The following is a 12,819-nucleotide window of genomic DNA, read 5'->3' as shown; positions in this document are numbered from 1 at the left end:
TTTATTCAATCCTTTCTACCATGCATAATTTTCCACAGCTTGTCGTCCCTTACCCGTCGCATTATCCAGGATTATGCGCTGTTCAATCCTTGCCACGTTCTGTTTGGTTTCTTTAACCATATCTGGATTAACTGAAATATAATCAATCCCTTGTTGAATTAAGAAAGATGCTAATTCAGGATATTCAGATGGTGCTTGCCCACATATTGAAACCGTCTTGTTATCTTGGTGAGCAGCCTTGATAAGGTGGCTAATCGCACGTTTTACCGCAAGATTGCGTTCATCAAAGAGGTGGGCCACTGTATCATTATTCCGATCACAACCTAAAATAAGCATTGCTAAATCATTGGACCCAATCGAATAACCATCAACATATTTATTAAACTGATCTGCCAAGATGATATTACTTGGGATCTCGGCCATCATGTATACCTTAAAATCTGGACCACGATGTAACCCGGCAGCTGCCATTAATTTTGTAACTTTATCAGCTTCGGCAACGGTGCGGACAAACGGAATCATTACATTGAGGTTCTTTAACCGGAATTCTTGACGCACCTTTTTTACCGCCGCAAGTTCTAGCTTAAAAGCTTCGATATATTTGGAATCATAGTACCGAGAAGCGCCGCGCCATCCCAATAAGTCGGCAGGTTCATGGGGCTCATATTTATCGCCGCCCGTTAAATTACGGTATTCTCCCGACTTAAAATCAGAAAAACGTAAAACCATCGGCCGTGGAGCAATCGCCCGAGCCACTTTAGCAATCCCATCTGCTAACATATCAACAACTTTTTCAGGATGACCAGTTTCAATTAAGTAGAGGGGATGATCATGAATATAAGTCGTCAAAAGAAATTCTTCTCGCATTAAGCCAATACCATCAACAGGAAGTTCTGCATATTTTTCTGCTAGTTCTGGATCGCCTAAATTCATCATGACCCTGGTTGCAGTCGGCGCGTAATATTCTGCATGGTGACATTCCGTTGTCTCCTTTTCGCCGTTAAATTGTTCTGCAAGATCGCCTTGATAAACGACCCCGTTTTTAGCATCAACGGTTACTTGTGCGCCATCTTGCAGCATTTCAGTAACTGCTTGCCCACAGCTCTTAGTTCCAACAATACATGGGATCTGCATTTCACGAGAAACAATTGCGGCATGGCAGGTCATTCCACCATTATCGGTGATGATTGCTGATGCTTTTTTCATTGCCGGTACCCAGTCAGGCGAAGTCATCAACGTTACTAATATTTCTCCTTTTTCAAATTCATCAATATCTTTAGGATCCGCAATTACGTGCACCTTTCCAGTGGAAACGCCTGGACTTGCCGTTAATCCTTTGACCAAGATTTTTTTAGTTTTATTCATTGAGACAGTGGACTCCTTTGTTGCTTGCTTATTATTTTTATTCGACCAAACCGTTTCTGGACGAGCTTGCACTAGCCATAACCGATCTGTGCGTGCATCTAGCGCAAATTCCATGTCCATGTAACAACCATAGTGCTTTTCAATTTCTTTTGCATATCCCGCTAATTCATGAATTTGGTCTTCAGTTAGTGCCGGCTGGATTGCCCGGTCTGCTGGCACCGATTCTTCATGCACTCCGCCACCAGGGGTTTGACACAATTCAATCGCCTTCGGAACTACCGAACGTTCTACTACTTGAAGATTATTTTTATTAATTACAAAATGATCTGGTGTTACTTTTCCTAAAACAATGTATTCACCTAATCCCCAAATCGTATCAATAACAATTTGGGCATCATTTCCGTTCGCCACGTTAACTGAAAACATAACCCCAGAAGCTTTTGAGAAAACCATCATCTGAACGGCCGCCGATAAAGCCACTTTTTCATGAGGAAAATGTTGCTTATGCCGGTAATAGGTTGCCCGATCGGTAAACAAGGAAGCATAACATTCTTGAACCTTTGCTAATACCATTTCAGCTCCACGCACGTTCAAATACGATTCTTGCTGCCCCGCAAAAGAAGCATTTGGTAAATCTTCAGCGGTAGCACTTGACCTAATCGCTACAAACGGTTCGGTTTCACCCATTTTTTCTGATAAGGCTGTATAAGCTTTTTTGATTGTCATAGCAATCTCACTTGGCATCGGTGCTTCGACAATCATCTGCCGGATATGTGAGCAAACCCGATGAAGTTCATCAGCATTTTCATAATCATTAATTTCAGCTAATAATTTATTAATTTGGTCGTTTAATCCCGTTTCCGCCATAAATTGACGATAAGCGTGAGTTGTCGTTGCAAAGCCATATGGAACTGGAATTTTCATTGCAGAAGTCATTTCACCTAATGAAGAGGACTTCCCACCAACGAGATTAACGCCAGAGCGATGCAATTCATCAAACCATAAAACATTCTTTTGTTCGCGCTTTTCCATTACTGCATCTCCTTAAATTCAATGTATCTCTTTCTTAGGCGGTTCCTGAAAAAGAGTCAAGAAATTTATTTACAGCAAAAAAATGAGCAAACGGTGGCATTCCTGTCCGTTCGCTCATCTGTTTACTTAAAATTTATTTTAATTTGGCTATTTTTTACTGTCATTGTGTTTTTCTTAATTTCCTAAATTTCAAGAATAAGTTAGCCACTGGACTCAAATAAATAATACTGACCAATTGATTATTGGTTGATGGAGCTGTGATATCTCTTGGTAGAAGGCCTTACGATAGATATCCATTGACGAATGTCCATTAAACATAGCTCGTGGATAGTGATTCATCCAATCATTAGTCGCTATGATCTGAGCACTACTATAGTTATTTATAGCTTCACCTTTGGTAATCTCCTTGCGGAGAAACCGGTTATTGATCTCATTGGATCCACGTTCCCAAGGGGAATACGGATCAGCATAGAAAACATGATCGTGAACTTGTGTTAACTCACTAAATTCTGAACCGTTGTCAGAGGTTATTGTCTTAAAGATGCGATAGTAAGCATCTGTGCCCATTTTCTGGCGTAAATTTATAAAGAACTGATTTACTGCATGCGCAGTTTTACCAGCAATTTTACTCGTGATATTAACTCGTGAAAGGCGATCAGTCATTACTAGTACAACACTGTCATTACCGTTTTTCTGTCCCTGAACTGTATCTAGTTCCCAATGGCCAATTTCGGACCGTTGGTCCGCAGTTTGAGGTCGTTGAGCAATATTAGGCCCTAAGCACCTTTTAGCTTGCGGATGAGTTCGATGATGCTTACGTTTAGGTTTTTCAAAGAGGTCTAAATTGGACGTACGAAGCACACCCTCATTAATCCATTGATATAAAGTTACAACCGACTTTGGGATCAGGGTGCCATCATTCATTAAATCTCGAGCCTTATAAATAACCGCTTGTGGGGAGTAATGGTGGTCGTCAAACTCACCAAGCATTAGCTGATCAGCTAATCGTAAAAATTGCTTTGAAGAATAATATAAGCGACGACGACCAGAATGGCGGTGATGTTCAAGATATGTGGCCTGACCAGCTTCATAACTATAGATGTAGTAAGAATATTCGTAAATCTTACCATTAGATTTTTGACGACGAAGTTGGCGGACCGTACCACGGTTGAGCTCGTTATTAATTGTTTGATGATTAACTCCTAATTGGCGACCAATTGCGCGATTGGAAAGTCCTTGCGACTTTAAAGTCGCAATCATCACACGTTCTTCTTTAGTAAGATGAGCATTCTTTTTATGAGTAGTCAATAAACTAGTAGACATGGTATCATTTAAGTGCGTCATTTGACGGACATCCTTTCATATAGGTTTGGTTCACTTAATATGATACCTGATGTCACGCCGAATGGCGTTTTTTATTTACCACCAACTGGGTGGCTAACTTCATTCTATAATCCACCTTTTTCTTAATTTGGAATGGATTACAAATATCGTAAAAATTTGCAAACAAAAAAGGACTTTGATATAAGTTAAGTTACTTTCATAAAAAGCAAATACGCAGTACAACAATGGCCTCCAACGTTCGGCTCAAAAACCGAACATTGGAGGCCTATTGTTGCTTGCGGGGGCTCGAAAACGAAGTCACAAGTGACTTCTGTCTCGCTCCCTTTAACGACCTGTTGTATATTTCTCGCTAAAATTCTTTTGTACATTTTGTGGTGCTTTCGTAAATGGTTCTGATTTAACAAATTTACCGCGGATCATCAACCGATTGGCCCCGGTAGCGTCACAAGTAATCAAAGTAATAATCTTTTCCGGCGTATTGTCTACCACATCAACCCGGGTCGCCGCAATAAATTCACGCTGATAAATCTTATATTCATAAACGCGATCCATGTTGGTGATATAAATCATCTGTCCCACCTTAGCATGATAGTACAATGGGGAAAATAGGATTTTACTTCCATGGGCCATATTATGACCAGCTAACGCATAGTTTCCTTCCCCCATCTTCATGTCTGGACGAAGGGTTCCTGCTGCTAACGCAAGAGTTGTATTATCAACCCCATTAGCAATTGGAATCGTCATATTAATAGCGGGAACCGTAATTGCTCCAATGGTATTAATCGATTGCTTATTTGCACGAGCCTTGGCAGCCGTTTGCAAGTTAAGATCTTTGACACTTTGAAAATCATAAGTCGCCTTTTTCTTTTGGTTGCTTTGAACCGTTTGCCGAGTAATCTCAGGTTTATAACTCCCTACCAAGTAAGACTTAATCTGCTGGTTAAAAATTAAGACAACTGATACCAATAACAGTACAACAACCGCTGTCCACCGTAAACATTCAAGTGATCGCTTTTTATCTTTTTTCACGATATTGAACTCCTTACTTTTTATTATGAACTTAGTATAACCTGCTTAATTAATTTTGAGTAGCCCCCTGCTTATTTTGCGAATTAGGATTACCATTGTCATTTGGATCAAGCAGATACTCTTCAATTAACCGTACAATCTGCTTATTTTGCGGCAATCTAGAGTGCTGAGCATCTTTTCCCGTGACCGTTATACTCGTATAATGGGCCACTTGTTTTTGGTAAATATACCTACCAGCATCGACGCTTCCTTCTGGGACAAGGCCATCGGATGTATAAGTTTCTGTTCCCGCGACCGAATAAACTAATAAGTTTTTGGGAATCCGACTCCGATACTTTACAAAATCAGAAAACATTTGTGTCGGATGGCTAACAGAAGATTCCGCAAAGTTGTATGGCGTTCCCAGTGTCATCAGCCTTTTAATTGTAATCGCATCTTTATATTTAGAGTAGTAATGTTCCAACCAATAAGTCCATACTAGACCCCCATTGGAATGGCCAAACGCCTTAAAGTTATTAAAGTTATACTCTTCCGTCAATCGTTCAAAAGCCTGATTAACCATTTGTGCTTGTTTCTTTATATTTTGATAACCATCATGATTATTCTCAAAGCCAATCACGATAATTGGCTCGTTATCGCCACGATTTATCCATCCTTGCGAAACAATTTTACCGCTATTCATTACTTCTAATCGCAACACACTATGTTTTTTAGGACTATCTTCGTTAAGTTTACGAATAAGCGGATTAAAGCGGTTTTGTGTTGCTGAGCTTCCTGGAACCATAATTATCGGCGACGTTCTAGAATTATGTTGGGCAGCTAAATATTTATTTGTATCTTTCATCCAAAAATATGCTGGGATTGCCATTAGGACTAAGATCAATATTAGGCCAATCAATACTAAACGAGTGTGGAGAATTAATTTAGTCATTTTTTTCATGACTGGTCACGCCCTGTTCTGCTAATGTTAAGCGATTTTCAACTACTAAGGTCATTTTTACAAAGGGGATATAAGCAGCGATATCGATTAAAAGCAATACCAAGGTAAAAATCAAAATTCCCCAATTGCCATTTGTCCCCAAAAAACTAATAAGCGGTCCTGGTGTCCCCTGCAAAACCGGGTAAGGCGTTGAAGGTATTAAGTGAATCGCAATCGCTAAACTGGCAAGGAGAATGTTTACAATCGGTAAGAAGACAAATGGGATCAGAAATAATGGGTTAAATACAACCGGTAAGCCAATCATTGTTGCATAATTAAAATTAAATAATGTTGGTAAGGCTGTCCACCGTGCAACACGATGCATGTAGGAGCCATTAGAAGTTAACAGAATGGCAACTATCAAGGCCAGGATCAATCCATCGCCCCCAAAGTTAGCAAATGAATTATAAAGAGAACTGCCTAAAAACTCATACGGCACATTCCATGGAGTTCCATGAGCAAACGCATAGTTCAAGTTAGCAGTAAATGAATCTCCAGAGGTTAACGCCATCGAAGTGTATGGAACACCTAATCCTAACCAATCAAATATTGTTAGCCCCATTGTAGCTAATAACGTCAGCCATAGTTGCCGATGCTCTTGGGCAGTCGTAACTAACGTGGAGTAACTTGCTGACCAAGCATGATAGATTGTGTTGGAATTTAAGAAAAGAGCAACTGTCACTCCAAAAATAAGACTAATTGTCATTGGCAGCATTGAACTAAATGATCGTTCCTGTAATAACGGCAACGCATTGGTATTATCATCATCTTTTGGCTGGGTTAACCACCGGTAAAGCTGGCCGATTCCGTAACCAAGAATTAAAACGATTAACAAACTATTGCCACTGAGGAGCCGTTGATAAAAGCTAAGGGAAAATTGCGGGGACGACTTGCCATAACGATAAGACATTAGTAAAAGGGTCAAAATAGCGGTTATTCCGGCAAATTTACCGTCTCGCCGATACCTTTTCGCCGTAAACTTTGCTGCCATATAAACAGTATAAATTCCTAGAATCCCTAAGGTTAATTGACTAATGCTAGTTAACATAAATTGAATAATCCGCAACACGTTCTGTGGTATTACATCAAGAAAAGCAATATTATAAATAAATCCATCTGGTTTAAAAACAGTTTTCAAAATCATCTTTGCCATCGTTCCAATAAAGACAATGGGAAAAATCATAATTAATGTCTGCCGGGTTATCCTAACAAAAGAATAACGATGCAGGGCAATTATTCGATTAATAATTTTTTCATGCATAGGTAGCCCCCACTTTCTCAATTATCAATATTATACGCAGAGAAAGATCAATATTTAAAGACGCAAAAGAACGTTAATAATGATTTATTGGCCTTAATTCAAAAAAGCCGGGAAAAACTTTCGCTTTTCCCGACTTTTTTGAATAATAAGAAGTTCGATTACTTGAGACCGTACTTCTTGTTGAACTTGTCGACAGCACCGTCGGCTTGAGTAAACTTTTGCTTACCAGTGTAGAATGGGTGTGAATCTGAAGTAACTTCAACCCGAATTAATGGGTATTCATTACCGTCTTCCCACTTAACAGTTTCACTTGAAGTGGCTGTTGAGCCAGAGAGAAACTTGTAACCAGTAGATGAATCTTCAAAAACTACTGGATGATAATCTGGATGAATTCCTTGTTTCATAATTTATTACGCTCCTTTTGCCATGAATCATTGCCTGAAACATAGATAATCAACTTTAACAGGATACCACGATTTAAAGAAGTACGCAACTTCTAACCAATTTTTACTGAAGAATCGTCCTCAATAGAAACATTGGCGTGAAGGCGATTAAGCTTCCAGACAATCCGATCGTAACCCCGTAAAATATTTCCAGCATTATTAATTACAGTCTGTCCATCTGCCATTAAACCAGCAATTGTTAAAGCTGCTCCGGCACGAATCTCACCTGCCGAGACCTCTGCGCCATGAAGCTCTTCTGTATGTTTAACGACAATCATCCCATCATGCGCTTCAATCTTCATCCCCATTTTTTGTAATTGGGAAATATGTTTTACACGCTTTGGATAGATAGTATCAACAATCGTACTATCACCATCAGCAAGCGACATTAATGGAGTAAGCGGTTGTTGTAAATCGGTAGCAAAGCCAGGGAATGGCATCGTCTTAACTGTAACTGGATGTAAATTGCTGGATTTTGGTACATAAATCTTATCGCTATCAATTTGTAGGTTAACACCCATTTCAATCATTTTACTTGTAAATGATTCTAAGTGTTCAGGAATAACATTATGGATCATAACGCCATCACCAAGCGCTGCAGCCAATGATAGGTATGTTCCTGCTTCAATCCGATCAGCAATAATTGTATGAGTATTCATTGACTGAAGGGCCTTTACTCCAGTGATACGGATAGTATCGGTTCCAGTCCCGCGAATTTTGGCGCCCATATTATTTAAGAATGTTGCCAAGTCGATAATTTCTGGCTCACGAGCTGCATTTTCAATAATCGTTGTTCCTTCAGCGCGAACAGCTGCTAAGATAGCATTAATCGTTGCACCAACTGATACCATATCTAAAAAGATCCGAGACCCATGTAAGCCATTCGGCGCATCTAAATGAACAGTACCTTTTTCTTCGCTAACGGTTGCTCCAAGTGCTTTAAATGCTTTTAAGTGTTGGTCAATTGGGCGGGGGCCGATATTATCGCCTCCCGGAAATGTTAATGTCGCGCGATGGAAACGACCTAATAATGCACCCATAAAGTAATAGGAAGCCCGAAGACTTTTAATTGCCTTGCTTGGAAGTTCAGCTTCTACGATTTGTGTTGGATCAATATCTAAAACTCCGTGACTAAACTCGGACTTTACATTCATTGACTCCAAAATAATCATCAGATTGTGAACATCCAAGATATCTGGAACCGTGTCAAACTCTACAGGGGTATCCGCAAGAATAGCAGCTGGGATTAATGCCACTGTACTATTTTTGGCACCACCGATCGTGACTTCGCCAGAAAGACGGTTTCCTCCTTGAATGATCATTTTCTTCATTTCTGCGTTTCCTCACTTAAAAATTTTAGTCTGTTTTTCATTTAAGCTAAGTTAATGATTATTTCAGTTACAAAACAGTCAACTGTAATGATAATGAAATATCAAGAGAATTACAACCTTTTATAAACAATCTTAAAAAAAATCATAAGGTCAGGCTAAAAATTAGCATATTTAACTTAAAATTTAACAATTCTATTAAACAAAAAACAAGAGAAGTGACATTCTTGCCCCCATCTCTTGCATTAAATATATTATACACTTTAAATTTTTATTTGTCCTCAGCAGCTGCTTTCACAAATGCAGCAAATAATCCTTCTGGGTGGTTAGGACGTGACTTAAATTCTGGGTGGTATTGAGCAGCCACGAAGAATTTCTTATCAGGAATTTCGACTACTTCAACTAAATTCCGATCGGGGTTCACTCCGGAAATAACCAAGCCATGATTTTCCATTTCTTGACGGTAGTCGTTGTTAAATTCATAACGGTGACGGTGCCGTTCACTGATCATTGATTGGTTACCATAAGCCGCTGCAGCAACTGTTCCTGGCTTAAGCTTACATGGATATGCACCAAGCCGTTGTGTTCCTCCCATATCTTCAATGTCTGCTTGATCTGCCATCAAGTCAATAATATTGTGTTTTGTGTTTGTATCAAATTCAGTTGAGTTTGCATCAGTGTAACCTAATACATCCCGTGCAAATTCAATACATGCTGTTTGCATCCCTAAACAAATACCGAGGTAAGGAACATCATTTTCCCGAGCATACTTAATTGCAGTGATCATTCCTTCTACTCCCCGGTTTCCAAAACCACCAGGAACAAGAATTCCATCGTAGTCTTTCAATGTTTCTTCAACATTTTCTGGAGTAATGTTTTCAGCATTAAAGTGGTCAATCTTTACCTTAGCATTTACAGGATAACCAGCATGACGTAATGATTCATTAACTGAAATATAAGCATCCTGTAAATCAGTATACTTACCAACCATCGCAATCTTAACGGTCTTAGTTAAGTCGTGTTCGATATGATTTACCATTTCTGTCCATTCTGTCATGTCAGCTTCTGGTACATCTAAACCAAAGTGGTCGACAACCAATTGATCCATGCCTTGCTTTTGTAAGTTTAACGGAATTTCATAAAGGGTATGAACATCCATTGATTCAACAACGGCTTTAGGATCAACATCACAGAATAAAGCGATCTTCTTCCGCATATCATCAGTAATTGGTTGCTCTGTCCGGACTACCAAAATGTTAGGTTGGATTCCTAAACCACGTAATTCGCGAACACTGTGTTGAGTTGGCTTAGTCTTCATTTCACCAGCAGCACGAAGATATGGTACTAAGGTAGTGTGGATGTACAATACATTGTCACTGCCCACTTCTTCTTTCATTTGGCGAATAGCTTCCATGAATGGTTGTGATTCAATGTCCCCAACTGTACCACCAATTTCGGTAATTACAACTTCAGCATCCGTACTTTCACCAGCACGCTTAATCTTGTCCTTAATGGCATTAGTGATGTGCGGAATAACTTGTACTGTCCCACCAAGGTAATCCCCACGGCGTTCCTTACGAAGAACTTCAGAGTAGATTTTACCCGTTGTAACATTTGAATATTTATTGAGATCATTATCGATAAAACGTTCATAGTGACCAAGGTCCAAATCAGTTTCCGTTCCGTCATCAGTCACAAAAACTTCACCGTGTTGGTATGGACTCATCGTACCGGGGTCAACATTGATGTAGGGATCAAACTTTTGAATTGCAATCTTTAGGCCCCGATTTTTTAATAATCGTCCTAAAGAGGCAGCAACGATTCCCTTTCCTAATGATGATACAACTCCACCGGTTACAAAAATGTATTTCGTCATTGTCGTCTACTCCTTCTTTATATTTGCGGGTGTGATAATAGAAAAAACTCCCTATTTCAAATAAAACACTGAAACAGGGAGCTTATTTATCTACGAACTTATTGGCCTGTCTTTACAGGCGCCCAAGAAAGATAATACAGGGTCAATAAATAATAGTCAAGCACAAAGTTGAAAATTATTCGTCATCCTCGTCTTCATCTTCCTCATCATGTAATTCTGATAACTGACCCTCGATACCATCATCAAGATCATCATCGTCGTCACTGAAGTCATCAGTGTCGTCATCATAATCATCCTCAGAGTCGTCTTCATCGTCAGTATCAAGATCCTGATCTTCAGGATCATCATTGTCATAGTCAATTACATCGTCATCGTCATCGGTGTCTGCGAGGAAGGCATTGACTTTACGCCGCTTCTTCTTTGGACGATCATCCTCTTCATCTTCTTCGTTTTCACCAACCGTGGCTTCATCGATAGATTCGAATGGGTACCAAGCACGCAGACCCCAGGTGTTGTCACCAAGGGAAATAAAACTGCCATCAACATTTAAGTCAGTATAGAACTGTGCAAGACGTTCACGAATTTCCTCATCGCTCTTACCCAGATATTGCTGAACCTCGTTGGTTAAATCAACAAACGCCATTGCTTCTCCATGGTGAGCTAAAATAGCGTGTGCGACTTCAATCATTGAAAGTTCTGATTTGTCCTGACCGTCAAAAACCTTTAAATCCAAATTGGTGCACATCCCTTCAAAAAGTCTAAACTACATCATACAATATTAGGCCGCAAATTGCAATTCTAGTTGGTAACTCCCTATTAATTGTCCCGCTTGTTTTAGTTGGTATTTGACAGAAAGATGACCAGCCGGGGCGTTTACATCGATGTCTTTTTCCAAGCTTTCTGTCAACACATCAATTTTAATCATGCCGTATTCTGTTTGATAACGCATGATAGTTTCTTGCGTCGGGTCCAAAAATAGGTTTGGTTCGACATTTCCACGCCTTCTTAAACGGATCAGCTCATCTTCAAATTTGATTTGCACCGGCGTTTCTTGACCGTCTTGGTGTTCAATGTACCGTAAATAATACTTACCATTCATTTCGACAAAAGTACCTTCTTCAGTAAAGGTAAATTTTTCTTGCTGTCCATTCTGATCAATAATCGTTGAGAGATTCACATGAACAGGAATTACGCTCTTGATAATAAACTCCTCCTTTCACTTTACTCATCGTCATTATTATACTCTTTTTACTAATAAATACCCCGTGAAACGTCCATGTTCTCATGAGTTCTTGTATAATATAAATATATTATTTCACAGAAAAGAAGAAGTACGATGCCTAATTTTAAAAATCAGTGTTTTCAACAGTTTATTCAGCCTTTATCTCCAGCAGATAATCTGTCGTCTTTTATCTATACCAACGCTTTGTTACGTTCAGCTAGCGAACTCAAATTTCCCCTCCTTCATTTTTGGACATTAGAGGATACGGTTATTTTAGGGTTAAAAGATCAACGATTACCGCATTTATCAACTGCCCTTGCTTCGCTTACGCACCGCGGTTTCCACTATTTCATGCGTAATTCAGGGGGATTGGCAGTTGTGAGTGACGACGGTATTTTAAACCTATCAATTTTTTATCCATGGCACCTCGAAGATCATGAATTAACTATTGATGAAGCATACCAGCGAATGGTCAACCTAATTCAGGCAGCTTTTCCTAGCCTAGAAATCGCTACTGGTGAAATCACTCATTCATACTGTCCGGGGAGTTTTGATATCAGCGTTAACGGCCAAAAGATTGGCGGAATTTCTCAACGACGGAACAAAGTGGGAGTTACAGTAATGCTTTACTTAAGTGTCTGTGGTAATCAGCAGGATCGGGGCAAGTTAATTCGTGACTTCTATGATACAGGATTGCAACAAGATCAAAACAAGTGGCATTTTCCAGATGTTTGGCCAGGAGCAATGACAACTGTTTCTAAAGTGCTCAACTCACAATTAAGTGTTCAGGATGCGATCCAGCGAATCCAATCAATCGTTCAAATCATTGCTCTTGACAGCCTTAATAACTTAATGTGGTCGCCTAATTTTATATCAACTCTCAGTAAAGAACTAATCAGCATGAAACGTTTACAAGAACGTTTAGAGAAAGAAGATTAAT

At 39.5% G+C, this 12,819-nt stretch carries 11 protein-coding genes; 1 reads left to right on the top strand and 10 read right to left on the bottom strand.

Annotated elements, in window-relative coordinates:
- Positions 1-15 precede the first annotated feature (15 nt).
- From ppsA to SH603_RS02185, 10 genes are all read right to left on the bottom strand, one after another.
- The gene (ppsA, locus tag SH603_RS02230) at positions 16-2,397 is read right to left on the bottom strand and encodes a phosphoenolpyruvate synthase (RefSeq protein WP_321534032.1); all 2,382 of its coding nucleotides are present in this window, start codon (positions 2,395-2,397) and stop codon (positions 16-18) included.
- A gap of 213 nt (positions 2,398-2,610) precedes the next feature.
- Positions 2,611-3,741 carry an IS30 family transposase gene (locus tag SH603_RS02225; RefSeq protein WP_013923736.1) on the bottom strand — a complete coding sequence of 377 codons (1,131 nt, stop codon included), beginning with the start codon at positions 3,739-3,741 and terminating at the stop codon, positions 2,611-2,613.
- Between the two features lie 324 nt (positions 3,742-4,065).
- Positions 4,066-4,770 (bottom strand): class A sortase, encoded by a 705-nt coding sequence (locus tag SH603_RS02220; RefSeq protein WP_321534031.1) that lies wholly within the window; start codon positions 4,768-4,770, stop codon positions 4,066-4,068.
- A gap of 49 nt (positions 4,771-4,819) precedes the next feature.
- A complete protein-coding gene (locus SH603_RS02215) occupies positions 4,820-5,710 on the bottom strand; it encodes an alpha/beta hydrolase (protein ID WP_169472626.1) in 891 nt (296 codons plus the stop codon).
- Entirely contained in the window at positions 5,694-7,010 is a 1,317-nt protein-coding gene (locus SH603_RS02210; protein ID WP_321534030.1) for a PTS transporter subunit EIIC, read from the bottom strand. Before SH603_RS02210 ends, SH603_RS02215 begins: the two co-directional genes overlap by 17 nt.
- A 158-nt stretch (positions 7,011-7,168) precedes the next feature.
- Entirely contained in the window at positions 7,169-7,414 is a 246-nt protein-coding gene (locus SH603_RS02205; protein ID WP_003665599.1) for a type B 50S ribosomal protein L31, read from the bottom strand.
- A 92-nt stretch (positions 7,415-7,506) separates the two neighbouring features.
- Positions 7,507-8,784, bottom strand: coding sequence for a UDP-N-acetylglucosamine 1-carboxyvinyltransferase (locus SH603_RS02200; protein WP_135951666.1), 1,278 nt, complete (start codon positions 8,782-8,784; stop codon positions 7,507-7,509).
- A 268-nt stretch (positions 8,785-9,052) separates the two neighbouring features.
- Complete coding sequence (locus SH603_RS02195) at positions 9,053-10,657, bottom strand: CTP synthase (protein WP_113896832.1); 1,605 nt, start codon at positions 10,655-10,657, stop codon at positions 9,053-9,055.
- 175 nt (positions 10,658-10,832) lie between these two features.
- Entirely contained in the window at positions 10,833-11,390 is a 558-nt protein-coding gene (rpoE, locus tag SH603_RS02190) for a DNA-directed RNA polymerase subunit delta (RefSeq protein ID WP_169470818.1), read from the bottom strand.
- 45 nt (positions 11,391-11,435) lie between these two features.
- Positions 11,436-11,834 carry a DUF1934 domain-containing protein gene (locus SH603_RS02185; RefSeq protein WP_169472623.1) on the bottom strand — a complete coding sequence of 133 codons (399 nt, stop codon included), beginning with the start codon at positions 11,832-11,834 and terminating at the stop codon, positions 11,436-11,438.
- Positions 11,835-11,993: 159 nt separating this feature from the next.
- On the opposite strand from SH603_RS02185, the gene SH603_RS02180 reads away from it, so the two are divergent.
- Positions 11,994-12,818: a lipoate--protein ligase family protein gene (locus SH603_RS02180; RefSeq protein ID WP_169470820.1), complete on the top strand. Its 825-nt coding sequence runs from the start codon at positions 11,994-11,996 to the stop codon at positions 12,816-12,818.
- Position 12,819: the final 1 nt, after the last annotated feature.

This window comes from Limosilactobacillus reuteri (assembly GCF_034259105.1).
GTDB lineage: Bacteria > Bacillota > Bacilli > Lactobacillales > Lactobacillaceae > Limosilactobacillus > Limosilactobacillus reuteri_G.
This window is presented reverse-complemented; position numbering and strand designations above follow the sequence as displayed.